24 protein-coding genes are annotated in these 25,835 nt (G+C 66.9%); 8 read left to right on the top strand and 16 right to left on the bottom strand.

The window, feature by feature from the left end; translation table 11 throughout:
- The first annotated feature begins 10 nt into the window (after nt 1-10).
- The 4 genes from U5A52_RS19120 (at nt 11) to U5A52_RS19105 (ending at nt 5,055) form a co-directional block, all read left to right on the top strand.
- Nucleotides 11-1,258, top strand: a complete 1,248-nt coding sequence (locus U5A52_RS19120) for an efflux RND transporter periplasmic adaptor subunit (RefSeq protein ID WP_321935810.1) — start codon at nt 11-13, stop codon at nt 1,256-1,258.
- A gap of 2 nt (nt 1,259-1,260) precedes the next feature.
- A complete protein-coding gene (locus tag U5A52_RS19115; protein ID WP_321935826.1) occupies nt 1,261-2,790 on the top strand; it encodes an efflux transporter outer membrane subunit in 1,530 nt (509 codons plus the stop codon).
- 139 nt (nt 2,791-2,929) lie between these two features.
- Nucleotides 2,930-3,619 carry a heavy metal response regulator transcription factor gene (locus U5A52_RS19110; protein ID WP_042265081.1) on the top strand — a complete coding sequence of 230 codons (690 nt, stop codon included), beginning with the start codon at nt 2,930-2,932 and terminating at the stop codon, nt 3,617-3,619.
- Nucleotides 3,616-5,055, top strand: a complete 1,440-nt coding sequence (locus tag U5A52_RS19105) for a heavy metal sensor histidine kinase (RefSeq protein WP_321916816.1) — start codon at nt 3,616-3,618, stop codon at nt 5,053-5,055. The genes U5A52_RS19110 and U5A52_RS19105 overlap by 4 nt, the downstream gene beginning before the upstream one ends.
- Nucleotides 5,056-5,085: 30 nt before the next feature.
- Here U5A52_RS19105 and U5A52_RS19100 read toward each other — a convergent pair whose 3' ends face one another.
- Entirely contained in the window at nt 5,086-6,177 is a 1,092-nt protein-coding gene (locus tag U5A52_RS19100) for an AI-2E family transporter (protein WP_321916818.1), read from the bottom strand.
- Between the two features lie 105 nt (nt 6,178-6,282).
- Nucleotides 6,283-7,440 carry a metallophosphoesterase gene (locus U5A52_RS19095; protein WP_321935809.1) on the bottom strand — a complete coding sequence of 386 codons (1,158 nt, stop codon included), beginning with the start codon at nt 7,438-7,440 and terminating at the stop codon, nt 6,283-6,285.
- Nucleotides 7,441-7,878: 438 nt separating this feature from the next.
- Here U5A52_RS19095 and U5A52_RS19090 point away from each other — a divergent pair, with 438 nt between their 5' ends.
- Both U5A52_RS19090 and U5A52_RS19085 read left to right on the top strand, forming a co-directional pair.
- Nucleotides 7,879-8,214 (top strand): hypothetical protein, encoded by a 336-nt coding sequence (locus U5A52_RS19090; protein WP_321916822.1) that lies wholly within the window; start codon nt 7,879-7,881, stop codon nt 8,212-8,214.
- Between the two features lie 89 nt (nt 8,215-8,303).
- The gene (locus tag U5A52_RS19085; RefSeq protein ID WP_321916824.1) at nt 8,304-8,900 is read left to right on the top strand and encodes an alpha-ketoglutarate-dependent dioxygenase AlkB family protein; all 597 of its coding nucleotides are present in this window, start codon (nt 8,304-8,306) and stop codon (nt 8,898-8,900) included.
- A 135-nt stretch (nt 8,901-9,035) separates the two neighbouring features.
- On the opposite strand, the gene mdcH is transcribed toward U5A52_RS19085, so the two are convergent.
- From mdcH to U5A52_RS19045, 8 genes are read right to left on the bottom strand one after another with little or no spacing between them, the layout of a single operon-like run.
- A complete protein-coding gene (mdcH, locus tag U5A52_RS19080) occupies nt 9,036-9,974 on the bottom strand; it encodes a malonate decarboxylase subunit epsilon (protein ID WP_321935808.1) in 939 nt (312 codons plus the stop codon).
- Nucleotides 9,971-10,648: a malonate decarboxylase holo-ACP synthase gene (locus U5A52_RS19075; protein WP_321935807.1), complete on the bottom strand. Its 678-nt coding sequence runs from the start codon at nt 10,646-10,648 to the stop codon at nt 9,971-9,973. The genes mdcH and U5A52_RS19075 overlap by 4 nt, the downstream gene beginning before the upstream one ends.
- On the bottom strand, nt 10,648-11,463 hold the full coding sequence (mdcE, locus tag U5A52_RS19070; protein ID WP_321935806.1) for a biotin-independent malonate decarboxylase subunit gamma: 816 nt from the start codon (nt 11,461-11,463) through the stop codon (nt 10,648-10,650). Before mdcE ends, U5A52_RS19075 begins: the two co-directional genes overlap by 1 nt.
- Nucleotides 11,460-12,341, bottom strand: coding sequence for a biotin-independent malonate decarboxylase subunit beta (locus tag U5A52_RS19065; RefSeq protein WP_321935805.1), 882 nt, complete (start codon nt 12,339-12,341; stop codon nt 11,460-11,462). Before U5A52_RS19065 ends, mdcE begins: the two co-directional genes overlap by 4 nt.
- Entirely contained in the window at nt 12,338-12,640 is a 303-nt protein-coding gene (locus U5A52_RS19060; protein ID WP_321916836.1) for a malonate decarboxylase subunit delta, read from the bottom strand. The genes U5A52_RS19065 and U5A52_RS19060 overlap by 4 nt, the downstream gene beginning before the upstream one ends.
- Nucleotides 12,628-13,584: a triphosphoribosyl-dephospho-CoA synthase gene (locus tag U5A52_RS19055; RefSeq protein WP_321935804.1), complete on the bottom strand. Its 957-nt coding sequence runs from the start codon at nt 13,582-13,584 to the stop codon at nt 12,628-12,630. The genes U5A52_RS19060 and U5A52_RS19055 overlap by 13 nt, the downstream gene beginning before the upstream one ends.
- 6 nt (nt 13,585-13,590) lie before the next feature.
- Complete coding sequence (gene mdcA / locus U5A52_RS19050; protein ID WP_321916840.1) at nt 13,591-15,264, bottom strand: malonate decarboxylase subunit alpha; 1,674 nt, start codon at nt 15,262-15,264, stop codon at nt 13,591-13,593.
- Nucleotides 15,248-16,051 carry a GntR family transcriptional regulator gene (locus tag U5A52_RS19045; RefSeq protein ID WP_321916898.1) on the bottom strand — a complete coding sequence of 268 codons (804 nt, stop codon included), beginning with the start codon at nt 16,049-16,051 and terminating at the stop codon, nt 15,248-15,250. Before U5A52_RS19045 ends, mdcA begins: the two co-directional genes overlap by 17 nt.
- Nucleotides 16,052-16,268: 217 nt before the next feature.
- Between U5A52_RS19045 and U5A52_RS19040 the strand changes: the two genes are divergently transcribed.
- Nucleotides 16,269-17,570, top strand: a complete 1,302-nt coding sequence (locus tag U5A52_RS19040; RefSeq protein ID WP_321916842.1) for an MFS transporter — start codon at nt 16,269-16,271, stop codon at nt 17,568-17,570.
- A 19-nt stretch (nt 17,571-17,589) separates the two neighbouring features.
- On the opposite strand, the gene U5A52_RS19035 is transcribed toward U5A52_RS19040, so the two are convergent.
- Nucleotides 17,590-18,516, bottom strand: a complete 927-nt coding sequence (locus tag U5A52_RS19035) for a DMT family transporter (protein WP_321916843.1) — start codon at nt 18,514-18,516, stop codon at nt 17,590-17,592.
- Between the two features lie 149 nt (nt 18,517-18,665).
- Here U5A52_RS19035 and U5A52_RS19030 point away from each other — a divergent pair, with 149 nt between their 5' ends.
- Complete coding sequence (locus U5A52_RS19030; RefSeq protein ID WP_158759449.1) at nt 18,666-19,535, top strand: LysR family transcriptional regulator; 870 nt, start codon at nt 18,666-18,668, stop codon at nt 19,533-19,535.
- Here U5A52_RS19030 and U5A52_RS19025 read toward each other — a convergent pair.
- From U5A52_RS19025 to U5A52_RS19005, 5 genes are all read right to left on the bottom strand, one after another.
- On the bottom strand, nt 19,523-20,572 hold the full coding sequence (locus U5A52_RS19025) for an ABC transporter ATP-binding protein (protein WP_321935803.1): 1,050 nt from the start codon (nt 20,570-20,572) through the stop codon (nt 19,523-19,525). The genes U5A52_RS19030 and U5A52_RS19025 overlap by 13 nt on opposite strands.
- 4 nt (nt 20,573-20,576) lie before the next feature.
- On the bottom strand, nt 20,577-22,202 hold the full coding sequence (locus tag U5A52_RS19020) for an iron ABC transporter permease (RefSeq protein ID WP_321935825.1): 1,626 nt from the start codon (nt 22,200-22,202) through the stop codon (nt 20,577-20,579).
- A 73-nt stretch (nt 22,203-22,275) separates the two neighbouring features.
- Complete coding sequence (locus tag U5A52_RS19015) at nt 22,276-23,295, bottom strand: iron ABC transporter substrate-binding protein (protein ID WP_321935802.1); 1,020 nt, start codon at nt 23,293-23,295, stop codon at nt 22,276-22,278.
- Nucleotides 23,296-23,337: 42 nt separating this feature from the next.
- Nucleotides 23,338-24,657 carry an iron uptake transporter deferrochelatase/peroxidase subunit gene (gene efeB, locus U5A52_RS19010; RefSeq protein WP_321935801.1) on the bottom strand — a complete coding sequence of 440 codons (1,320 nt, stop codon included), beginning with the start codon at nt 24,655-24,657 and terminating at the stop codon, nt 23,338-23,340.
- Nucleotides 24,658-24,659: 2 nt separating this feature from the next.
- Nucleotides 24,660-25,820: a hypothetical protein gene (locus U5A52_RS19005; protein ID WP_321935800.1), complete on the bottom strand. Its 1,161-nt coding sequence runs from the start codon at nt 25,818-25,820 to the stop codon at nt 24,660-24,662.
- Between the last annotated feature and the right edge of the window lie 15 nt (nt 25,821-25,835).

Raw genomic sequence — 25,835 nt, 5'->3', positions numbered from 1 at the left:
GGCCGAAGACATGAACGAACCCCACCACCATTCATCTCTCGACATCACCGTCGGCGGCGAGCAGGGCATGGACCTGCCGGCGCGCGGCCAGGCGGGCAAGCGCGCACGCTTTGCGGTGATCGTGGTCGCGCTGCTGCTCGCGGCAGGCGCCACGCGCACGATCGTCTCGAACCTCATGAATGCGCACCATCTCGCCGATGTCACGAAGCAGAACGCGAAGCAGTACGTGAGCGTCGTGCAACCCGTGGCGGCAGGCGCGGACGGCCGCATCGTGCTACCCGGCACACTGCGCGGCTATGTCGAAGCGCCGATCTACTCGCGCGCGAACGGCTACGTGCGGCGCTGGTACGCCGATATCGGCGCGCATGTGCAACAAGGCCAGTTGCTCGCGGAGATCGACACGCCCGAGATCGACCAGGAACTCTCGCAGGCGCAGGCGCAGCGCGATCAGGCCGCAGCGACGCTCGCGCTCGCGAAGACCTCGTTCGATCGCGCGCAGCAGTTGCGTCAGCGCGATGCGGTCTCGCAGCAGGAACTCGACGACCGCCAGGGCGCGTTCAACACCGGCCAGGCGAATCTCGCCGCCGCCGACGCGAACGTGCGCCGCCTCACGGAGATGAAGTCGTTCCAGCGCATCGTCGCGCCGATCACGGGCATCATCACGCAGCGCAACGTCGATATCGGCGACCTCGTGAATGCGGGCAATGGCGGTGCGGGGCATGCGCTCTTTTCGATTGCGCAGTCCGACCCGCTGCGTCTCTATCTCGACGTGCCGCAGACCTACGCGCACCAGGTGGCGGTCGGCCAGCACGTGAGCGTGACCGAGCAGGAGCTGCCGGGTGTGACGTTCGACGGCACCGTTACGCGTACGGCGCAGGCGATCAACGTCGCCACGCGCACGCTGGAGGCCGAAATCTCGCTGCCCAATCACGACGGCAAGCTGCTGCCCGGCGCCTATGTGCAGGCCGCCTTGCAGACCGATGCGAAGGGCGTGCTCACGGTGCCGGGCAACACGCTGCTGTTCCGCTCGGAAGGCCCGCGTCTTGCGGTTGTCGATGCGGATGGCAAGGTCAAGCTCAAGGCGGTGGAAATCGCGCAGGACCTCGGGCAGACGCTCGAAATCAGTGGCGGACTGGAGCCGACCGATCGCGTTGTGCTCAACCCGAGCGATTCGATTGCAGATGGCGACAGCGTCGTCGTGGTCGCGCCGAACAAGACCGAATCGGCGCGTGAGGCCGCCAGACGGAGCGCGACGTGACGATGTGGCCAAAAACGCGGCAAAACGCGCGGCAAACCGTGCTGCCACGTCCGCGCGCTTACTTCACGGCGCTCGGCGCGATCGGTCTCGCGGCCTGCACCGTGGGCCCCGACTACCACGCCCCGCAAACGCAGAGCCCGACGGCGTGGCGCGTCGATTCCGCCGATTCATACTGGCACGCGGCGCAGCCTTCGCATGCGCCGCTCGATCCGCAATGGTGGAAGGCCTTCGAAAACGCCGAGCTGGACGGTCTGGAAACCGCGGCGCTCGCCGAGAACCAGACGCTGCGCGTGGCCGCCGCGCACTACGCTCAGGCGCGCGCCACGCTCGCTTCGGTGTCGTCGCAGCAAAGCCCGCAGGTCGGCCTCGACGCGGGCCTCGCGCGCGAGCGCATTTCCGCGAACCGGCCGCTCACGAACTACGCCACGCCCAACACGTCGACCGTGCAGAACCAGGTCACCGTTGGCGCGACCGTGAGCTACGAGCTGGATCTGTTCGGGCGCATCCGGCGCATGGTCGAGTCGGCGCAGGCTTCGACGCAGCAGGCCGGCGACGATCTCGCCAACGCACGTCTCGTGCTCACCGCCGAACTCGCCACCGACTACTTCGCCATGCGGGAACTCGACAATGAGATCGACGTGGTGAACCGCTCGGCGCAACTGCAGCAAAAGGCGCTCGATTTCGTGACCGCGCAGCACGATCTCGGCGCGGTTTCGGGCCTCGAGCTGCTGCAGCAAAAAGCGCAGCTCGCCGCGACGCTGACCCAGGTGCATTTGCTCGAAAATCAGCGCCAGCAGGAGCAGAACGCCATTGCCGTGCTGGTCGGCCGGGCGGCGCCCGAGTTCGCGATTGCGCAGAAGGTCACGACGCTCCCGGTGCCGGCGCTTCCCACGGGCCTGCCGAGCGAGCTGCTGCAGCGGCGCCCCGACGTGGCTTCGGCCGAGCGTGCGATGGCCGCGGCCAATGCGCAGATCGGCGTCGCGCGCTCCGCGTATTTCCCGGACATCACGCTTTCGCCCACGTTCGGTTGGGAATCGACGCGCTTTGGTGGCCTGTTTTCCGTACCGAGCCTGATGTGGTCGGTGGGCGCGACGGCCAGCGAGGTGCTGTTCGACGGCGGCAAGCGCGCGGCGGGCGTGGATTTCGCGCAGGCCGGCTACGAGTCGGCGCAGGCGACTTATCGTCAGACCGTGCTCACCGCGTTCCAGGAGGTGCAAAATGCGGTAACGGGCCTTTCGGTGCTCGAGCGCGCATCGACCGATGGCCAGGCGGCCGTGGACGACGCACGCAAGTCCTTCGATCTCGCCAACGACCGCTATCAGGGCGGCCTCGTGGCGTTCATCGACGTGCTCAACGCGGAGCAGCAGTTGCTCACCAGCGAGCGCCAGGAGGTGCAGATTCAGGGCCAGCAGGTCGCCACCGTGGTGTTTCTCGCCAAGGCGCTGGGCGGCGGCTGGAGCGCCGGCGACCGCGAGATGGCATGCAGCGCGGGTACGTGCCGCGAAGTGCCGAAGGCCGAGGGTAGAGGCTAAGCGGTATGCAAGGACTGAAAGCGGGGCATATAAGCGGGCTTGAGCGAGCCCGGCACCAGGGTATATAACAGCGCGCAACGGCGGTCACGAGCCGCAGCGGCCGGAACCGCCAGGGCAGCGCGCGAAGAGGAGGGCGGGCATGAAAGTATTGGTTATCGAAGACGAGCGCAAGGTCGTGGACTATTTGCGCAGCGGACTCACGGAACAGGGCTGGGTCGTGGACGTCGCCATGGACGGCGAGGAAGGCGCGTGGATGGCCACGGAATACGACTTCGACGTGATCGTGCTCGACGTCATGCTGCCGAAGCTCGACGGCTTCGGCGTGCTGCGCGCCGTGCGCACGAAGAAGGACACGCCGGTCATCATGCTCACCGCGCGCGACCGCGTGGATGACCGCGTGCACGGCCTGCGCGACGGCGCCGACGACTATCTCACGAAGCCGTTCTCATTTCTCGAACTCGTCGAGCGGCTGCGCGCGCTCACGCGGCGCGCACGCACACAGGAATCCACGCTGATTTCGGTGGGCGATCTGCAGGTGGACCTCATCAGCCGCCGCGCGACGCGCGACGGCGTGCGTCTCGATCTCACAGCGAAGGAATTCCAGTTGCTTTCGGTGCTCGCGCGGCGGCGCGGCGAAATTCTTTCCAAGACGCTGATCACCGAGCTGGTGTGGGACGTGAATTTCGAAAGCAACGCGAATGTGGTGGAAACGGCGATCAAGCGGCTGCGCGCCAAGCTCGACGGCCCGCATGCTGCGAAGCTGCTGCACACCATACGCGGCATGGGCTACGTGCTCGAAGTGCGCGAGGAAGGAGGCCAGACGTCATGAAACGCTCGATCTCGCTGCGGCTTTCGGCGATGTTCGCAGCGGTGTCGCTCATCGTGTTCACGCTCACGGGCGCGGGTCTCTTCTTCCTGATGCAGCGCCAGCTCTTCAACGAGTTGCGCGAAACGCTCGATACGCGCGCGCGCATTGCGAGCCTGATCGTCTCGCACGCACCGGACGTGCAGAAGTGGGCCTTCGTGCAGGAAAAGCTGCGCGACCTCTCGCCTGCGGACAGCCGCATGCACTACTACGTCGAAGGCCCCGATCCGCGCTTTCGTTTCGGCACGCCCATCGTCGGCAAGGTCACGGGTAACGTCGGACCGAACCATGTGCTCGTGCGTCCGCCCGATTGCAGCTACGACATCATCACGACGACCTTTATCGTGCCCGCGAGCGGCGACCGGCCCCAGGTGAAACTCGTGGTCGGCAGCGACTGCGTGCGCACCGAAGGCATGCTGCGGCGCTTTGGCATTGCGCTCGGCGTGCTGATCGCGCTCTCCACCATCGCGGTCGCGTTGCTGAGCCGCGCGGTCACGCGCTTCGGGCTTGCGCCGCTCACGCGCCTCTCGCGCGAGGCCGCGCAACTGAGCCCGTCGAACCGGCGCCAACGGCTGCATTCTGACGAGCTGCCCGAGGAATTGCACGAACTCGCCACGTCGTTCAATGGTGCGCTGGAGCGTCTCGACAAGGCCTACGAGCGCCTCGAATCGTTCAACGCCGACGTGGCGCACGAGTTGCGCACGCCGGTGAGCATCCTGATCGGGCAGACCCAGGTCGCGCTCACGCGCGACCGTTCGGTCGAGCAGCTGCAACAGACGCTGCAATCGAATCTTGAGGAATTCGAACGATTGCGCGTGATCGTGAACGACATGTTGTTCCTCTCGCGCAGCGACCGCGGCGAACGCGCGACGGACCTGGCAGAAGTGTCGTTGCGCTCGGAGATCGAACGCATGCTCGATTTTCTGGAAATGCCGCTCGAAGAGGCGCAACTGCGCGTGGAAGTGCAGGGCGACGCGCGCGCATGGGTGAATACGTCGCTGATTGGCCGCGCTGTGAGTAATCTGTTCGTCAACGCGATCCAGCATTCGCAGCCCGGCACGACGCTGCGCGTTACGGTCGCGCCGCAGAGCGGTCATGTCGAGATCGCCGTTTCGAATCCCGGCGAGCCGCTCGACCCCGTGACGCGCGAGCATATTTTCGACCGCTTCTACCGCATTCAGGAAGCGCGCTCGAACAGCCACGAAAATCACGGGCTCGGGCTTTCGATCGTCAAGGCCGTGGCGGAAATGCACGGCGGCACGGTGTTCGTGCGCAGTGCGGACGGCGTCAACACGTTCGGGTTTTCGGTGGCCGTGGACGGCGTCGAAGCGCCCGAAGCACCCGTTGCCGGTCTCTCGCGCCAGGGCCGCGCCGGTGTGCCGCTGCACGTCTCGCCCTGACGTTGCTCTGAAGCTGTCCTCTAGCGGCGCTTACACGGGCTCGTCTTCCACGGGCGCGCTCTCGTTTTCGATGTTGTGCTGGTCTTTGCGCAGCAAGTCCCAGCAACTGATGAAGAGCGCGGCAATGAGCGGCCCGATCACGAAGCCGTTGATGCCGATGAGCGAGATGCCGCCGAGCGTCGAGATCAGCACGACCCAGTCGGGCAGGCGCGTGTCCTTGCCTACGAGCACGGGCCGCAGCACGTTGTCCACGGTGCCGATCACGACGGAACCGAAGACGATGAGCCCGACGCCCTTCGCTACCGCCCCCGTGGAGAGGAAGTAGATCGCAATGGGCCCCCACACGAGCGCTGCGCCCACGGCGGGTAACAGCGAGAGCAGCATCATCACGAAGCCCCACAGCAGCGCGCCCTGAATGCCGAGCACCCACAGCGCGATGCCGCCCAGACCGCCTTGCACGACCGCCACCGCCACGTTGCCCTTGACCGTGGCGCGGATCACCGTCGTGAACTTGCGCATGAGATGCAGCTTGTGCTGCTCGTCGAGCGGAATGGCGTCGCGCACGAGCCGCGAAATTTCGCGGCCGTCGCGCACGAGGAAGAAGAACAGATAGAGCATCACGCCGAAGCTCACCAGAAACTGCAGCGTGTTCTGCCCGAAGGAAAGCGCGCGCGTGGCGACGAACTGGCTGATCTGCGCGGCGCCCGCCGAAAGGCGCTGCTGCAGCCCCGGCAGATCCATGAGGTCGTAGCGCGCGAGCAGGTTCTGAATCGACTCGGGCAGGGCATGAACGATCTGCGTGAAGTACGCGCCGACGTCGAGACTGCCGCCGCGCACCTGCTGATACGCCGAGGCGACCTGCTGCACCAGCGTGGCCGTCACGAGCGTGAGCGGAAAGATCACGATGACGAGACAGATCGCGAGCGTGATGAGCGCGGCGAGATTGCGCCGCCGCCCGAGGCGCGCGACGAGCCGGCGCTGCACCGGCTGGAAGATCAGCGCGAGTATGGCGCCCCAAAGCACCGTGCTGAAGAACGGCGCAAGAATGAAGCACAGCGCAATCGACACTGCGAACAGCAGCAAATAGAACGATGTCTGGTGAAGGTGCTTGTTGCCTTCCATGTGCGATGAATTCCGGTTAGAGCGTTCTGGCGGACGAACGGCGGCATCGCCGGATGATACCGGCAAGACCATGCAGGCCGTGGGGCGCAGCGTGCCCGGCGGCTTTTACCTGGCGCCCACGAGCCGTACCTGCGTGATTTCCGAAGGCGCGCCAAGGCGCTTGGGCGGCCCCCAGTAGCCCGTGCCGCGGCTCGTGTAGACCCATAGGCTGCCGAGCTTTTCGAGGCCCGCTGTGAACGGCTGCTGCAGCCGCACGAGGAAATTCCACGGGAAGATCTGGCCGCCGTGCGTGTGGCCGGAGAGTTGCAGCGTGAAGCCCGCGTCGGCGGCGGCGTGGGCCGTGCGCGGCTGGTGCGCGAGCAGCACGCGCGTGTTGACGTCGGCGGGCGCGTCGCGCAGCGCCGCCGCCGGATCGCTGCGGTGCGCGGGATCGAACTGGCCGCCCGTGAAGTCGGTCACGCCGGCCAGCACGAGCCGCGCGCCGCCATGCTCGATCACCACGTGCTGATTCATCAGCACCGTGAGGCCGATGCGGCGGAACTCGGCAATCCACGCGTCCGCGCCCGAGTAGTACTCGTGGTTGCCGGTCACGAGATACACGCCGTGATGCGCATGGAGCTGGCCGAGCGGCGCGGTGTGCCTGGCGAGATGCGCCACGCTGCCGTCTACCACGTCGCCCGTAATGGCGACCACGTCGGCGTCGAGCTGGTTCACGGCGCGCACGATCGCGTCGACATAGCCGTGCTTGATCGTCGGCCCGACGTGGATATCGCTCAACTGCACGATGGTGAAGCCGTCGAGCGCGGCGGGCAGGCCGCGAATCGGCACCTCGACGCTGCGCACGCGCGCGCGCCGCCGCGCATTGAAGAAGCCGAACCCGGTAGTGAGGAACGCAAGCGCGATGACCGCGGCGGCGCTCACGATGCGCCAGCCGGCGAGATCGATGGCGTGGGGCCACAGGGCTTCCACGGTCATGGCCGAGGCGAGCACGATGTCGCGCGCGATCGTCAGCATGAGCAGCGACGAGAAGAAGCCCATGGCGAGCATGCCGATCCAGGCGAGGCGGTCGCCGAGCGGCTGGCGCTTGAAGCGCCGCGCGAGCAAGCCAGGCGGGATGAACAGCACCGACAGGACGAGCCACAGCACGGCGAGCCATTTGCCGGCGGCGGGCACGGGCAGGTCGGGAATCAGGCGAAAGCCGACATAAGCGTGCAGCAGCACGCCAATGGCGATGAAGCGAACCAGAAACGAGAGTCGGGGCATGGCGGCGCGAACGGATGGGAGCGGACCGGCGTGAAGCCAGACCATCGAGGCCCGGCCAGCGTGGCCCGTTCGAAAACCCGGCGAACGGAGCAGCGCAGGTAGCTGCGTTGCATTCTACCGGCGCAGCAGACTTCGTGCCGCCAGGCGGCGGCGGTGAGTGGCTGCGCATGCCGCGATGCGTCATGAACCGGCCCGTCAACATCGCATCGATATCGCTTCAACATACATGCATGCGTGTATGCATCGGCGTTGGCGCTTGGTCTCTTACGCGTGTGGCAGTGCGGCATTTCCCTGGATTGCCAGGGCGATCGCAGTCGTCGCACTATGTTCTCGTGGGGCCGGGCACACTCTATTAAACGTCCATTGAATCGGCCTCTGCGATGGACTATGCTCGAAATGAGGCCCGCGCTGTTTCGGGCGCTCTGGGGGAGACGGATCATGAAAGGCATCCGGCCAGTCACACATGGGCTGCACGAAGGGTTGCATGGTCGTCACGTCGGGCACGAGGGCAGCCATGTCATGCTGCCGATGGTTGGGCTCTCGATCATGGCCATCGCGCTGTATATCGCGGTCAAGCACATCGATATCATCGATATTGGCCGAAGCGCGTTGTTCGACGTCGTGATGGTGTTCGTCGCGCTCGGTATTGCGGGCATGTTCGGCGTGCTGGGGGCCTGGCTGCGATCTCGCACCACCGATGAGCCGGCAGAAGGCTTCTGCTTCGTCGGCGCGCTCATTGGCGCGGTGGTTTTCTACGTCGCGTTGCTCACCTGATTCGCTATCCTGCGGGAAGCGAGGGCGCACGGCGGCGGGGGCCGCGCCATGCGAAACTGCACGTTTCCCGCTCGATTCAAGCATTCTCGATGTTCGATCTTTTCGACGATACGCCGGCCCCCGACGTGGCGTGGCATCCGTCATGGCTCGCGCCTCGCGCGGCCGCCGAGGCGCTCGCGCGCATCATTGCCGAGGCCGACTGGCGTCAGGAACGCATTCGCACGCCCGGCGGCTGGGTGGACCAGCCACGCCTCACCGCCTGGCAGGGCGACGAGGGTGCGGTATACATCTATTCAGGCATCCGAAATATTCCCCAGCCGTGGACGCGCCAGGTCGCCGAACTGCGCGACGCCATTTCTGCGCTTTGCGGCGTGCGCTTTAACAGCGTGCTGCTCAACCGCTACCGCATGGGCACCGACAGCATGGGCTGGCACGCGGACCACGAACCCGAACTCGGCCCCGAACCGGTGATCGCTTCGCTGAGCCTCGGCGCGACACGGCGCTTCGACTTGCGTCACAACGCGACGGGCGTGGTGCGCTCTTTCCAGCTGACGAGCGGCAGTCTGCTCGTGATGCAGGGCAAGACACAGGCGCAGTGGCGGCATCGCGTGCCGAAAGAGCCTGCCGTGACTGGCGAGCGCGTCAACCTCACGTTTCGCGTGGTAACGCCCGGTTTGCGGAAGTAGGCTGCGAGATCGTGTTGGATGGGTGATCAATTGCCGATTTTCGACGCGGCGAGGACTGTTCGGCGCGCGGCTTCGCGTTAAAAAGAAAATAAGAATTTATGCGCATAAACGCCGTGGTCGGCGTTGGCATGGCTTTCAGGCGTCGTCGCCTAGCCGCCGCCGCACGATCGCGACGAGCCGCTCCAACGGCAAACCTGAGCCTGCGAGCGCCGCCACTTCGGGATACTGCTCACGGGCGATGTCTGTGAGCACCTGGCCGGGGGGCGCCTCTACCAGCACGCTGGCGCCCGACTCGATCATGACCGTGAGCGCGTCGTACCAGCGCACCGTGTAGCGCATGTTGGTGGCGAGATCGGCGCGGATCGCGTCGGCGCTGTAGAGCGGCCGGCCGCCGCGATTGTCCACGTAGACGCCACGCGGCGCGCGAAACGGGATGTCTCGCGCCCACTCGACGAGCGTCTCTGCAGCATCGGCCAATAGTTCGCAATGCGAAGGAACGGCTACTGCCAGCCGTTGCGCCTTGCGCGCGCCGGCGGCGAGCGCGCGGGCCGCGAAGGTTTCGAGGGCGGCATCGGCGCCCGCCACGACGATCTGGCGCGGCGCGTTGACGTTCGCCACGTACACCTGCTCGCCGCCCTCACGCGCATACGCGCCCGCGAGCGTTTCCACCTGAGTCTCGCTCAATCCGGCAATGGCCGTGAGGCCATAGCCCGAGGGCCACGCGCTTTCCATCAGCTCGGCGCGTTTGCGCACCATATGCAGCGCGTCGCCGAACGCCAGGGCCTCGCAGCTTACGGCGGCCGCATACGCGCCCACGGAGAGCCCGGCGCTGAACTGCGGCGCGAGGCCTTCTTGCGCGAGCGCGCGTGCGACGGCGACGCCCGCGACCGTGAGGCCGATCTGAACGGCGACCGTGGAGCGCAAGGCGTCGTCGCTATCGAGCGTGAGGACGTCGAAGCCAAGTGCGGCCGACGCCTCGTCGAGCGTGGCCCGTACCGCGTCGTGCTGCGGCAGTTTGTGGAGGAAGCCTGTGCTTTGCGCGCCCTGGCCGGGAAAGAGCAGGGCGAGCGTCATGGCGTGTGCCAAGGGTCGGCGACGAGTTGCGCGCCGCTCGAAGCGCGCGCCAGCACGCGTGGCTTGTGCGCCGCGAGTTCGGCGAGCGCGACGCCGCCCGCGGGCGTTTCGAGTTGCGCGTCGATGCGCGTGCCGGAGCGGCTGGCGGCTTGTGCGAGGGCTTGCGCGAGCGAGTCGATCGCCGCACGCGAGATGCGTTGTGGTAGGCGAATCAGGATGTCGAGATCGCTCGATGCAGTGAGGGTGGGCACGCCCGTGGCGAGCTCGAAACCGGCGCTGCCCGTGGGGCCCCAAACATGATTGCGCAACGGCGAGGCGGAGGTGCGCAGGGTTGCTAGCGCGATGAACGCAGGCAGCGCGCGCCGTGCGCGCAGGGGATCAACGCCGAGAAGATGCTCTGGGCTCGAATATGATTCGATATCCTCAATATTGACCCACGTGCCGAAGCGCTCCGAACGTACGCCGCCGCGCACACCCACGGCCACGAAGCCCTCCGCCGCGCACGTGCGTCGCACGACGACCCAGGGTGCGCGAGCGAGCGCGCCGCGCACCCAATCCGGTTCATTGTCGCCGTGCGCGAGACGCGTGACGCACAGCAGGTCGTGCGGGCGCCAGCGCGCGTCGTCCCCACGTGGCGCATCAGCAGCGAACGGCGGGGCGGCGCACACGCGCATCAGCTAGCGTCCCACTGTTGCGCGAGGCGCTTGCGCACCTCGATCGACGCCGCGCGCGTCCGCTGCGCCGACTCACCCTGCAACCGATGCGCGAGACCGCTCTTGTCGCCGCGCGCTTCGCGCACCTTCTGCGCAAGCACATCGCGCACGCGAGCGATCTGCGCGTCGCTGGGCGCGTCTGCGTCGACGCCCTCGATCAGTTCGTCGAGCAGACCGAGCTTCGCAAACGACTCCATCGAATACGACATCGGCACGATCTTTTCGCCGAGTGCGTCGAGGTCCTCCACGCTGCGCCGCGTCACGCGCGCCGCGGCTTCCTTGCCCATGGCGTGCACCATCGTGCCGGGCGCGTCGAGCGCGACGATGCGATTGGCCTGGTAGCCATGGGCGAGGAACGCACCCGACATCGCGGGCCCGACGATCAGTGCCACCACGGGATGCCCGGCGAGCCGCGCGCTTGCATAGGCGTCCACGGCGGAGGCGCAGGCCAGGTGAATGCCGAGCATCTCCTCGCGATAGCCGTAGGCCTGACTCTTCACATCGACGATGGCGATGATGGGGCGGCGCTTGCCGCTTGCGGCGTCTTCGGCAATCGCTTCGCGCACGGCCTTCGCGAGAAGCCAGCCTTGTTCGAGGCCCACCACGTTGTCGCGTGCGCGCGGGAAACGGTTCGCAGGATCGGGCACAACGGTGATGAAGCGTGCGGCCTCGTCGTCGAGCGGCGCATCGGCATATTGCACGCATGCGCCTTGTGTGTCCGTACCCGCGAGGGCGCGCAGCCAGCGTGCGCCGCGGCTCGTCGTCGTATCGTTCATGCGTTTTCTCCGCTCAGGTTCAGGGGCGAAGCGGTAAACACCGCACGCATCGTTTCGGGGGTGACGCTGGCGGGATCGATCTGCGCGAGCTTCGTGAGCGTGCCGTCGACATTCGCCGATCGCGGCGTGTGTGGCGCTCCTTGTACAAACGCCGCGCGCACAGCGGCGCGCACATCGTCCACGGCATCGTCGACGAGCGCATCGGCGAAACCCGTCTCCGCACGTTGCTCTCCGCCGATCAATTGCCACACCTGGCGGCGGTCGCTCGAATCGAGTTCCTCGATGCTGGCTTCCTGCTCGATCACCTCCGGACCATTCATGCCAAGGCGGCCTTGCTTCGTCATGACGAGCGTCGAACATAGCGCAGCCGCGAGCGACATGCCGCCAAAACAGCCCACCATGCCCGCGATCACGCCAACCACGGGAACGTGCTTGCGCAATGCAACGATGGCCGACTGGATCTCCGCAATCACCGCGAGGCCGAGATTCGCTTCCTGCAGGCGCACGCCGCCGGTTTCGAACAGGATGACGGGCCGCACGATCTTGCCGCGCTCGCAGTCGGCGAGCGCCAGTTCGAGCGCTGCAGCGATCTTGCTGCCCGACACTTCGCCGATACTGCCGCCCTGGAAGGCCGACTCGATCGCGGCCACCACTGCCGGCTGGCCGTCGATCGTGCCGCGCGCGATCACCGCGCCGTCGTCGGCCTGGCAGACGATGCCCTGCAACGGCAGCCACGGCGATTCGATACGGTCGAACGGCCCGAGCAGTTCGCGAAACGTGCCCGCGTCCAGCACAGCGCTCGCGCGTTCGCGCGCGCTCAATTCAATGAAGCTCTCGCGCAGCAGCGCACCGGGCGTCAGTTGATTAGCGCTGCTCATGACTGCGCTCCCTGTGCCGCCTCTACGGCTTCTGCGAGCCGCAGCGCCACCACGCCGGGCGTGGCGCCGAAGTCGTTGATCTCGATGAGCGCCGCGCCGTCATAGCGCGTGAAGAAGCGGTCGAGCACGCTCTTCCAGATGTGGCTGTAGCCGTCCACGCTCGTATGCACGACCACGCGCGCCTGCATGTCGCTTGCGGGCTGCAGCAGCACCTCGAGATCGCCCGAGCCCACCACGCCCACGTGAGCGCGCGTCGTCACGGCGCGTTGCGCCGGATAGTCGAATGTCAGTTGTTCCATGAAACCGTCCTTCCGCCCATGCGGTGCTGAACCAGTTTGTCGATGAAAAGCGTCGCGGCGAGCAGATCGGCCGCACCACCCGGCGATGCGTTGAGTGCGAGCAGCGCGCGTTCTAGCGCGTCGAACGCGGCACGGCCGGCTTGCGTGGCGACGCCACCCGCATCGCGCACGCGCTGCGCGCCCGCTTGCGCGGCCTCGCGCCCGGCGAGTCCCGCGCGGTGCAGCACGCAGGTGTCGTCGAGCGAGGCCATGATCGCGAGCAAGGCGTCCACGCGCGCGTGGGCTTCGTCGTGGCCTTGCGCGCGAGCGGCCTGCAGCGCGGGCAGGCCCACGCGCGCGACGTGCGGAAAGCCTTCTTGCGCTTCGCTGCGTGCACCGCCCACGTTGTAGCGCTGGCGCACGCGTTCCCCGTTGCTTTGCACGGGTTGTGCGAGCAGGTCGTCGTAGCGCGAGATCTGCGCAGCTGTCTCGCAGATATGTGCGGCATGCGCCCACGCGCTGTCGCTGCCTTGCGGTGTATGCACGATCGCCGCGCCGGCCACGAGCAGCCCGACGATCCAGATCGCGCCGCGATGTGCATTGCTGCCTTGCGTCGCGCGCATCATCGCAGCTTCGCCGGCGCGGCCGATGCGCGCGAGATCGGTGCGCAACGTCACGCCCGGCGTGGCCCCGCGCGAAGCGCGCGCGAGCGCTTCGAACGTGGGTTCGAGCGCGTGCGCCGAGCGCAGCATCGTCGCGAGATCGAGATCGTTGTGCGCGCCACTGCCGCGTGCGTCCACGAGCGCGGGCTTCGGCGTGAGGCGCGCCTCTTCGATCAGCGCGTCGCGGGCCAGGCGTGCGAGCAGCGCTTCGGAGCAGGGCGCTTGCGAAGCGTCAGCGTAGGCAACGCGCCGCGCAAGGCCCGCCGAGCCCTCGGCAAGCACGGTAGAAGGAAGCGTGCGCATCGCCGCTTACCAGCTGCGGAAACGCGCAGGTGGCGTGTAGAGTCCGCCCGACCACGTGACCAGATCGTCGATGCTGCGCGCCGCGAGCAGCGAGCGCTTGGCCTCGCCGCGCAGAATGCCGAGGTCCTCGGGAAACTGCACGATGCCGCGGCGGCGCAGTTCGTCGGTTTTCTGCTGCTGCGCGCGCAGGCCGATGGGCGTCACGCCCGCCACGGCCGCGAGCGCGGCGCGGCGCTCGTCGATGCCCTCTGCGCGATGCAGGTGCGCAATGCCCTCTTCGGTCACGACGTGGCTGACATCGTCGCCGTAGATCATGACGGGCGCGACGGGCATGCCGCTCTTCTGGCCCACGGCGATGGCGTCGAGTTCATCCACGAAAGTCGGCTCGCCGCCTTTCTTCCACGTTTCCGCCAGTTGCACGACGAGCTTTTGGCCACGCGAAACGGGACCGTTGTCCTTGAGCAGCTTGAGCCACGCTTCGCTCGCATGGCGCCGCCCGCGCGGATCGTGGCCCATGTTCGGCGCGCCGCCAAAGCCCGCAAGCCGCCCGCGCGTGACGGTGGAGGAATTCGCGTCCGCGTCGATCTGCAGCGTCGAGCCGATGAAGAGATCCACGGCGTATTGCCCCGCGAGCTGGCACAACACGCGGTTCGAGCGCAGGCTGCCGTCGCTGCCGGTGAAGAACACATCGGGGCGCGCGGCGATATACGCTTCCATGCCCACTTCGCTGCCGAAGCAATGCACGCTTTCCACCCAGCCCGACTCGATGGCGGGAATCAGCGTGGGGTGCGGATTGAGGGTCCAGTTGCGGCAGATCTTGCCCTTGAGACCCAGCGACTCGCCATACGTGGGCAGCAGCAATTCGATCGCGGCGGTGTCGAAGCCAATGCCGTGATTGAGCGCAGTGATGCCATAGGGCGCGTAAATGCCCTTGATGACCATCATCGCGGTGAGCACCTGCAAGTCGCCAATGTGACGCGGGTCGCGCGTAAAGAGTGGCTCGACCGCGAACGGGCGGTCGGCCTGCACGACCACGTCGACCCACGAGCCGGGAATGTCCACGCGCGGCAGTTCATCGACGATTTCGTTCACCTGAACGATCACGATGCCCTGGCTGAATGCGGCAGCCTCGGCGATAGTGGGCGTGTCTTCGGTATTCGGGCCGGTATAGAGATTGCCATGACGGTCGGCCTTTTCGGCGCACAGCAGCGCGACCTGGGGAATCAGGTCCACGAACATGCGCGCATACAGCTCCACATAGGTATGGATCGCGCCCACTTCGAGCTGGCCGTCTTCGAGCAACTGCGCGACGCGCAGGCTCTGCGGCCCCGCGAACGCGAAGTCCACCCGGTGCGCAATGCCGCGTTCGAACAGCGTGAGATGCTCGGGACGGCTGATGCTCGAAATCAGCAGATGAACGTTGTTGACCTTGGCCGGATCGGCCTTTGCTAGCGAGCGCGAGAGGAAGTCGGCCTGCTTCTGGTTGTCGCCTTCCAGCGCGACGCGGTCACCTGGACGGATCAGCAGTTCGAGCGCATCGGTCATGCGGGAGGCGGGCAGGACGCCGTCTTCGAGCCAGCCGGAAATGGCGGCGAGGCGGCGGGCCTTTTCGTCCCGGCGCGTAGTCCACGAGCGTGGCGCGAGGTCAGGCGAGGTTGGCGTATCAGCTTGAGGCTTCATCGGCAGTTCGGCTCCGTGAGCGGGAAGAGGCGGCGCGCGGCTTGGCGGCGGCAGTGTGTGCCGAAGGCGGCACTGAAGTTGCCACCGAGGTTGCCACTGCAGGAAGCGCGGCGCGCTCGGTCAGGAAACGGTAGATGAGTTCGCCCGTGCCGAGCAGGTGCTCGGCCACGAGCTTTTGCGCGGTGGGCACGTCGCCGCGCTTCACGGCGGCAAGAATTTCGGTGTGCTCACTATCGGATTCACCCTTGTATTCGGGAAAGCCGAATTTCAGGCGCAGATAGCGTTCTCCGCGGCGATGCAGCGCGGTGAGCATCTCCATCAACTGGGGGCGGCCGGCAGGCGCGTAGAGGCTCATGTGAAACGCCTCGTTGCGCGCGACGTAGAGCGACGGATCGCGTTCGCGTTTCGCGGCGGCGGCCAGCGCCGTCACTTCGCGCAGCGTCGCGCTCGTGTGATTCGGAATGGCGAGGCCGAGCGCGAGGCTTTCGAGTGCGGAGCGGATCTCGTAGATCTCGCGCGCTTCGTCGGCGGAAAGCGAGGCCACGCTCGCGCCCTTGTTCACCTCGATCTTCGCCCAGCCTTCGCTCGCGAGCTGGCGCAGCGCCTCGCGCACGGGGATTGCGCTGACCGAAAAATGCCGCGCGATCGCGTCCTGACGCAGCGGCGCGTCGGGCGCGAGCTTGCCCTCGACGATCGCGCTGCGCAAGGCGTCGGCGATCATGCGCGAGGTGCTGGTGCGGGGCGCGGCTGCGCCTTCCAGGGGAAAACCATTCGTTGCGTCGCTCATGAGATCACATATTATATATAAAACGACCAAGGCGAAAGCCTCGAAAACCCGCAACACGGAAACACCAGATTCACTATAGACGGGTAAGAAGAACGGGGGCTTACAGGGAGTTCCTGAACACGGCCGGCACTGTCGCGGCCTGCATTTCCGCGTTTCGCGGCGCGCGTGCGCATCCTGCTGCGCGTGCTGGCGAGGCATCAAAGGAGAGAGGAGCATCATGAATTCGATTACCGGGTCCGCGGGGCGAACTCGCACCAAGACACCGCTCAACCGGTCGCAGATCGCCGGTTTCTGGGGCGCCTGGGCAGGCTGGACGCTCGACGGGATGGACTCGTTCATCTACGCCCTCGTGCTCACGCCCGCGCTTACGGAGCTGTTGCCGCGCTCGGGCTATGAGGCGAGTGCGGCGAACATCGGGCTTGCCGGCTCGATCCTGTTCGCGCTCTTCCTCGTGGGCTGGGGCCTGTCGTTCATCTGGGGGCCGCTCGCCGACCGCTTCGGCCGCACGCGCGTGCTGGCCGGCACCATCTTCATGTTTGCGATCTTCACGGGACTTGCGGCCACCGCGCAGAGCGTATGGTCGCTCGGCTTTTATCGCTTTCTGGCGGGCGTGGGCATAGGTGGGGAGTGGGCGCTCGCGGGCACTTACGTGGCCGAATCGTGGCCCGAAGACCGCCGCAAGATGGGCGCGGGCTATCTGCAGACCGGCTATTACGCTGGCTTCTTCATTGCGGCCGCGCTCAATTACACGGTCGGCGTGCATTTCGGCTGGCGTGCCATGTTCCTCACGGGCGCGGTGCCGGTGGTGGTGGCGATTCTCGTGCTCACGCGCGTGGAGGAACCGGCGAAGTGGCAGAAGTCGGAGGCGAGCCACGTTCATCGGGGCCGTCCGCTGCGCGAAATCTTCGGCGACCTCTATCGTCAGCGCACCGTGGTGGCGTGCGCGTTGCTGACCATCGCGATCATCGGCTTGTGGGCAGGCGCGGTCTATGAACCGTCCGCCGTGATCCAGCTTGCCACGAAGGCGGGTGCGAACAAGGCCGAGGCGATCCGCACGGCTTCGATCGCCACGGGCATCCTGTCGATCGGCACGATCCTGGGTTGCCTCGCGTTGCCGCCCATGGCCGAGCGAATCGGCCGCCGATGGACGCTCGCCGTCTATTTCGCGGGCATGGCTGTGACGATCGCGGCAAGCTTCGGCTGGGCGTTCTACCTGGAGAACGGGCTCGTGCCGTTCATCGCGCTGCTCTTCGTACTGGGCTTCTTTGGCGGCAACTTCGCGCTCTTCAGCCTCTGGCTGCCCGAACAGTTCGAAACGCGCGTGCGCGCCACGGCGTTCGCGTTCTGCACGTCGTTTGGCCGCTTCGTGGGTGCGGGCGTGAACTTCCTGCTTGGCGCCGCAGTGCTGCGCATGCACACGCTTGGCGTGCCGGTTGCGCTCACGGCGCTGGCCTTCGTGCTCGGACTCCTGATCATTCCGTTTGCGCCGGAAACGAAGGGTCAAACGCTGCCTTCGTAACCTCAGTGCGGCGCGTTGATCAGCGCCGCGCCTTCACGAGCCTCGGCGGCAACAGGCGCCAGCCGAGATTGACGCCGAGGCTCGCCGCCACGATCAGAACCATACCCGCAAGCTGCGGCACGCTCAGCGCGCGGCCGTAGACGATCGCATCGACGGCGATCGCGGTGAGCGGATACACGAACAACAGCACGGCGATCACGGGCGTGGTCAGCATCGGCAGCGCGCCGTAGATCAGCACGTACGAAAGCCCCGTGTGCAGCACGCCCATGCCCACGAGCCAGCCCCATTGCGTGGCCGAGATATGCGCGAGTTCGAGCGGAGCAAAAAACGGCGCGATGAGCGGCAGGCACACCGAACCCACCACGCATTGCGTGAGCGTCAGCAGATGCGGGCGAAAGTTGCGCAGGCTCTTGGCGATGAGCGTGACGCTCGCATAGAGCACCGAGCCGCCCAGCGACTCGCCAATGCCGATCATGTAGCTCGTGCGGTCCGCCACATGGGTTTCCGCAAGCACGCCGGAAGCGAGCACGAGCCCCACGAATGCAATGCCGATCCAGCCCAGCCGGTCGGCGCCGAGCCGCTCGTGAAAGAGCGCCGCACCCATCAGCACGACCCAGAACGGCTGCACATGGAACACGACCGTCGAAACGGCGATGCTCGTGCGATGGATCGCGTCGAAGAAGGCCACCCACTGCGTGACCATCAGCACGCCAGAGATCACCGCGAGCGCGAGCGTGCGGCGCGTGAACTGCCGCGGCGAGAGCCAGCCCTTGTAGGCGCAGTACGCGGCGAGCGCGAGCATGCCGAAAAAGCAGCGGAAGAACACGAGCGTGAGCGCGCCGAGGCGTGCCTCTTCGACGAACACGCCGATCGTGCCCATCAGGAGGCCGCCGCCCGCGAGCATGAGGACGCCTTGCTGGCGGTTGCCGTGATGTTCGGATTGCATGGCCGGAGCGGGGGAATCGAAAGCGGGTTGGGGACATGTCAGTATTCGCCAGTTGCGGGGCGCGGGCAAACGAATTAAATTGAAGAATTCCATCAACGCAGCTTATGAATGGTCACCGCAGGCCATTCTTTGCCTGACGCGCCCCGCGTATGAACCCCGAATTCGACATCGATTTGTTGCGCACCTTCGCCGCCGTGGCGGACGCGGGCAGCTTCACGAAGGGCGCCGTAGCCGTGCATCGCTCGCAGGCGGCCGTGAGCATGCAGATCAAGCGGCTCGAGCAGATGCTCGGCACCACGCTGTTCACGCGCGACACGCGCAATCTCGCGCTCACGCGGCCCGGCAACACGCTGCTCGAATATGCGCGGCGCGCGCTTGATTTGCAGGAAGAGGCATGGGCGGCGCTGGTGCGGCCCGAGGTGACCGGGCGCGTGGTGCTCGGCGCGCCCGACGACTACATGGCGTCGCTGCTTTCGCCGGTGCTGCGGCGCTTTTCGACCCTCTATCCGCACGTGGAGATCGAGATCGTCTGCGCGCAGAGCGTAGCGCTTGGGCCGATGCTCGCGGACAACAAGATCGATATCGCGTTCGTCACGCGCGACCGCAAGATGCGCGGCGAATTCGTGCGGGCCGAGGAGATGGTGTGGGTGGGGTCCGCCACCGACCCCGCGCCGCTCGCCATGTCGCCGCTGCCGGTGGGGCTCTACGAGCATGGCAGCGTGGCGCGTGCGCATACCGTGGCGGCGCTCGATGCCGCCCACATCCGCTACCGCGCCGCGTATAGCAGCGCCAGTTTGATGGGTTTGACGGCGACGGTGGAGGCGGGCATCGCGATCGTCGCGCTCACGCGTTGCAGCGTGCCGTCGCGTTTCGCGATTCTCGGCGAGGCGCAGGGCCTGCCAAAGATCGAGCCGCTGGAGATCGTGGTGGCGCGCAGCGTCAAATCGAATCGCCCGACGTGCGACTACCTCGCGCAGCAGATGGTGCAGGACCTTTCGGTGCCGCGTCAGCGCGGGTAGACGCTCACTTCGCCGCCCACCGCGAGCCGCACGCGCTCGCCTTCGCGTGGCGTGCGATAGCCGGGCACGCGCGCACGCACCGTTGCGGGCGCATCGATCAGTTGCAGCGTGAGCGCGGCGTCCTGGCCCTGGAAAGTGATGGCGCTTACCACCGCATCGAGCGCGCCGTCGCGCTGGGCGGCTTCGGGCAGCACGTCGATCTGCTCTGGGCGCAGCATGACGTCCACGGCGCCTTCTGCGCCATACTGGTCTTGCTGGATCGGCAGCGTGCCGAGCACGCAATGCGCGAACCCGTTGGCCACCGTACCCGGCAGCAGCACCGCTTCGCCGATGAAGGCCGCGAGTTCGCGCGTGGCCGGGCGGCGATAGAGCATTTGCGGCGGCCCGCTTTGCAGCAGTTTTCCGCGCCACAGCACGGCGACCTCGTGGCCGAGCGAGAGCGCCTCGGCCTGGTCGTGCGTGACGAGCACGGCGGTCGCGCCGGCGGCGGCGAGCGCGCGCGCCACGGCTTCGCGCGTTTCGACGCGCAGCGCGGCGTCGAGCGACGAGAACGGCTCGTCGAGCATCACGAGGCCGGGCGACGGCGCAAGTGCGCGAGCAAGCGCCACGCGCTGCTGCTGACCGCCCGAGAGTTGTTGTGGCGCGCGCGATGCATAGGATTCCGGAAGACCGACGAGTTCGAGCAATTCGGCCACGCGATGACGTGCGCGGCGCTGCGCGCGCGGCAGGCCGAACACGATGTTCTCGGCGACCGTGAGGTGCGGAAAGAGCGCGCCTTCCTGCGGCACATAGCCGATATGACGCTGCTCGGTCGGCAGATGCAGCCGGTCGCCGGCCACGCGGCGGCCGTCGATTTCGATCGTGCCGGCGTCGGCGCGCTCGAAGCCGCACAGCACGCGCAGCAGCGTGGTTTTGCCGCTGCCCGAAGGCCCGAGCAGCGCGACGAGCGAACCCGAACGCACGGAAAGGTCGATGCCGTGCAGAACCGGATGACCGTCGAAGGCCTTCTGCAGGCCGGAAATGCGAAGTGTGCTCATGGTCTCAGGCGTCGTGGGAGGGCGCGTTGGCCGTATCGACCGACAGGGTCACGGGTGCTTGGCCCGCGAGCGCGGAGCGGCCTGCAAACGCGAACAGCAGGCCCGAAGCGGCGAGCGAAAGCGCGGTGAGCAATGCGGCATAGGGCGCGGCGGCCGCGAAGGCGAGCGTCGAGGTGTCGGTCCAGACCTGCGTGGCGAGCGTGTGTGTGCCGATCGGCGCGAGCAGCAGCGTGGCGTTGAGTTCGGTGACCACCGAGATGAACACCATCGAAGCGGCTGCGCCAAGGCCTGGGCCCGCGAGCGGCAGCACGACGCGGCGCAGCGTGGCGAACCAGCCGAGGCCAAGTGCGCGCGCCGTATCTTCGAGGCGCTGCTGCGCCTGCATGAGCGCCGCGCGCACGCTCACGAGCGCAAGGGGCAGGCAGAGGATCGCGTACGCCGTAATCAGCAGCGTGGTGCCCTGATAAAGCGGTTCGAGCGCGCGCACGGCCAGCGAGACGATGGCCAGCGCGATGACGAGACTAGGCACGCCCTGCGCAATGAAGGCCGTGCGTTCGAGAAACGTGGCGGCGCGGCCGGGATAGCGCGCAAGCAGATACGCGAGCGGCAGCGCGAGCAGTACGGTGAAAAACGCGGCGGTGATGCCGAGGCGCAGCGAGGCGAAGGTGGTCGAAACCAGCAACTCCGGCGAGACTTCGGCGGGTGTGATCGCGGCCGCGCCCGGCTGCGTGAGCCAGTAGCCGATCATCGCGAGCGGCACGCCGAGCGTCGCCACATTGAGCGCGACGAAGCCCGCCGCAATGGGCCAGCGCCAGCGGCCGAGCGCATGGCGCACGCTCGCGCGGCGCGCGCCGCGATCCACGCGCTCGTAGCGCGAGCGCCCGCGCACGCGAAACTCGAGCACGAGACACACGAGACAGAGCAGGATCAGCACACAGGCCAGCAGCGAGGCGCCGCCGCCATCGAAGCTCGTGCGGTATTCCGCGTAGATCTCGGTGGTGAACGTGCGAAAGCGCAGCAGCGTGAACGCGCCGAATTCGGAGAGCACGCCGAGCGCAACGAGCAGCATCGAGCCGAACAGCGCAGGCCGCAATTGCGGCAACACGACACGCACGAAAACGGCCCAGCGGTTGCAGCCGAGCGCGCGCGCCGATTCTTCGAGCGCGGGGTCGAGGCCGCGCAGCGCGGCGGCCACGGGCAAATAGACGAGCGGGAAGTACGCCGTCGTGATGACGATGAACGCGCCGAGAAAGTCCTGCAAATCGAGGCTCAGCGAGACCCACGCGTAGCTCGTGACGAACGCGGGCATGGCGAGCGGCGCGGCGGCGAGGAGCGCCCACGCGCGCCGCCCGGGCACGTCGGTGCGCTCGACGAGCCACGCCACCGCTGTGCCGAGCGCGGCGCTGGCGAGCGTGGCCGAAACGGTGATCGAGAGCGTGTTGACGAGCAACTCGCCCACCAGCGGCCGGAAGATCAACTCGGCGGCGTCCGCCAGACCAAAGGAGAGTGCGCGCCAGAACGTCAGCGCGAGCGGCAGCAGCACCAGCAGCGGGCCGAGCGCGGCGGCGGCAAAGAGCGCGCGCGGCGCCCGCCGTCGCGCGCGTTGGGGAGGGCCAGCCGCGACATCCACTTGATGAGCCTCGGGTACGGCCTGCGCCGTAGTGACTGCTTCGCTCACGATCTTGCTTCGAACTCCATACGGTTTACAGCAGGCCGGCCTGGCGCAGCAGCTTGCCTGCCTGGCTGTCGTCGCCGAGCTGCTGGATGGTCAGCGCGGGCGGCTTCAGCTGGTCGAACGGCTTGTTGATGGGATCGCTCGCCACGCCGGGCCGCAGCGGGTACTCGTAGCTGATATGGTTCTGCGCCATCAGCTTCTGCGCGCGTTCGCTCACGAGGTAGGCGAGGAACTTCTGCGCACCGTCCACATTGTGCGCGGACTTCATCACGGCGGCGCCCGAAACGTTGACGAGCGCGCCCACGTCGCCATCGGCGAAGTGCGCGACGGCGCTTTGGGTCTTCTTGTCGCCGATCTCGGCGTGCAGGCGGTCCCAGTAGTAGTTGTTGATGATGCCGGTGGCGACGGCGCCACGGTTCACGGCAGCAACCACGCCTTCATCGTCGTCGAAGATCTGCGAGTTGGTCTTCAGGCCCTTGAGCCATTCGAGCGTTGCGGCTTCGCCCTTCACGGCGAGCACGGCATCCACGAGCGGCAGGAAGTCGGCGTCGCTCGGCGCGATGCCAACCTTGCCTTTCCATTCGGGCTTCGCCAGATCGAAAATCGATTTCGGCAATTGCGCGGGCTGCACTTTGACCGTGTTGTACGCGAGCACGTTCTCGCGCGCGGTCACGCCGACCCATTGTCCTTGCGGCGAGTTAAAGCGTGCGGGCACGACTGCGAGAGTGGCTTGCTGGACGGGAGCGAGCAGGCCCTTTTCTTCAAGTAGCATCAATTCCGGCGAATTCTCGGTGAAGTAGACGTCGGCGGGCGTCTTCTCGCCTTCGGCGACGAGCTGCGCCGCAAGCGCCGGGCCTTCGCCGCTGCGGATCTTCACGTCGATACCGGTCTGCTGCCCGAAGTCCTTCGCCAGCTGGTTCACGACCTGCTCGTGCTGCGCGTTGTAGAGCGTGATCGACGCGGCGTGCGCGGCGAGCGGCAGCATGCCCGCAAGCGCGAGCGAGAGGGCGGCGGCGCGCAGCGGCGCGCGCATCATGGAAATTTTCATATTGCTTCGTTGTCCGTTGTTATCGAATGATTTCAAGCGATCTCAGGCGCTGAACAGCTCCGCGCCGATGAACGAGCCCGCTTTCGCGCCGGGCGGGCACGCGAAAATCGCGCTGCCCACGTGCGTCGTGAACTGGTTCATCATGTCGAACTTCGCGAGGCGCTCGTTGATCGGAATGAAGCCCGTGCGCGGGTCGCTCTGGTGCGCAACAAAGATCAGACCCGCGTCGTATTCGGTTTCCTGGCGCCACGGCGGCCAGCGCTCGATATAGAAGTCCGTGCTGTCGTTGTACGAGTACGAGCGGCGCAGGATCTGCGCGCCGTTGTTCGACGCGCGGTTCGAAAGACGCACGTGCGAATTCTCGGGAATCAGCGGGTTGCCGTCCTTGTCCTGCGCTTCGAGATCGACGTTGTCGAACTCCTTCTTCTGCCCGATAGGCGCGCCGCTGTACTTGTGGCGGCCGAACACCTGCTCCTGGAAGCCCAGTTCCATCTGGTCCCAATGCTCCAGCGTGATGCGGATGCGGCGCACCACCGTATAGGTGCCGCCTTGCATCCACGGCGCGTCGGCGGCAGTGGCCCAGACGAACTGGTTCATCGCCTTCGGGTCGGTGGTCGGCGGATTGTTCGTGCCGTCCTTGAAGCCCATGAGGTTGCGCGGCGTCTGCGCGCGCGGGCCCGAGAGAAAGCCCGCCTGGCCCCAGCGCATCGTCAGGATTCCGTAGCCCTGGCGCGCGAGTTGGCGCACCGCGTGGAAGGCCACCTGTGCGTCGTTGGCGCACGCCTGCACGAAGAGATCGCCGCCGGTTTTTTGCGCGATCAGCTGGTCGCCGTTAAAGCGCGGCAGGTCGACGAGCGCGGCGGGGCGCTTGTGCGCGAGACCATAGCGATCCTTGTCCTGCGACGTGAAGAGGCCGGGACCGAAGCCGAACGTGACCGTGAGACCCGCCGGGCCGAGGCCCAGCACGTCGCCGGAATCGGGCGCGGGGTGGTCGTCGCCGGTGCCGTCCAGCGACGCCGCCGGCTGCGCCTGGCTCATGCGCGCCGCGGACTCGGTCCACTTGCGCAGCAGGTTGACGACGTCGTCGCGCGAGGTCGTCGTGAGGTCGAAGGCCGCGACATACGTGTGCGCCTGCTGCGGCGTCACGATGCCGCCCTGGTGCTCGCCGTAGAACGGCTCCACCGCGAGCATCGGGTCGGCGGGCATGGCGTGGTGCCTGGCCTCGGCGGCCTGGGCGAGGCCGCTCGTGGCCGCGCCTGCGCCAAGGCTCGCACCGACGCTTGCACCCAATGCGGCGCCGACTTTCAGGAAGCCGCGCCGCGCAAGGCGCGTTGGGTTGTTGGGAGTATCGTCGGAGGACATGATTATTTAGCCAGCACGAGAGTATTCACATCGTCTTCCACATAGTAGAAGCCGTCGCCCGCCGGGGTCAGCGCGATGCCGAAAAGGTCGCCGTTGCCAGGGGGCGTTTGCGCCTTGTCGGTATCGATCCAGCGTGCGTAGAGCTGCTTCGCTGCGGTCGGGTCAATCTCGACGACCTGGCCGTTCAAGGCATTCGTCACGAGCAGGTGGCCCTGCGGCGTGGTGATCATGGCGAGCGGGCGGTGCAGCAGACCGTCGGCGGTGAGCTGGCGGCCCACGCCCGCGCTCGTGTCGCGCGTGAGCGGGTCTTCGATCACGTTGATGCGGTTGCCGATCGCGTCGGACACGTAAAGCAGCTTGTTGTCCGCCGAAAGCGCGAGGCCGGTCGGGCCGACGAGGAACACGCCCTTGTCCGCCTGCGCGCCAAAGCCGCTCGCCACCACGGTTTCGCTCTTCACGACCGGCGCCTGGCCGCTCGGGATGTCGAGGTCGAGGCGCAGCACCGTGGCCTGCTTGAACACAGGCGGGTCACCTGCTGCGCTGCCCACGCCGAAGCCCGCGTTGCTCACGAACAGCGTGGCGTGGTCGCCGTTGTCGACCACGGCCATGTTGCCCCACGGGTCATTGATGTTCGGACTGCTGATGACCTTCGCGATCTTGCCGCCGCTGTCGAGCACGATCATGCAGCCCGCGCCCTTGGTGCCGGTCGTGCCGTCGTTGCTCGGCGTGCTGCCGACGATGACCCAGCCCGACTTGAGCATCGTCATCGCGGTTGAGAGGCCGACACCGCCCGGACACTCCTTGAGATCGCGCGGAATTGTCGCGAACAGCGTCATCTGCTTCGTGTCGGGGTGATAGTCGATGATGGTGCTGCCGGTGCCCTGCAGGTTGGCCGCATTGTTGAAGTTGTCCACCAGCACGTCGCCTTCTTTCACGGTGCCGGCGGAAACCGGCGCGACGAAGATCGCGTACGGGTTCTGGTCGCCGTTGTCGGGCACGGTGTTGATGAGCGTGGTGTGGTGCTTGACGGTCTCGAGCAGGCCCTGCGGGTCGGCGTGGGCCGCGAGCGGCGCGCCGGCGAGCACTGCCGCGGCGGCCAGCGCGAGCGCGGAGCGGGCCGCGTGGACCGTGCATTGCAGGAGCGTGCGCGTTGCGTGTTTCATACTGAATCTCCGTGC

The sequence above is a fragment of the Paraburkholderia sp. J8-2 genome, assembly GCF_905220195.1.
Taxonomy (GTDB): domain Bacteria; phylum Pseudomonadota; class Gammaproteobacteria; order Burkholderiales; family Burkholderiaceae; genus Paraburkholderia.
This window is presented reverse-complemented; position numbering and strand designations above follow the sequence as displayed.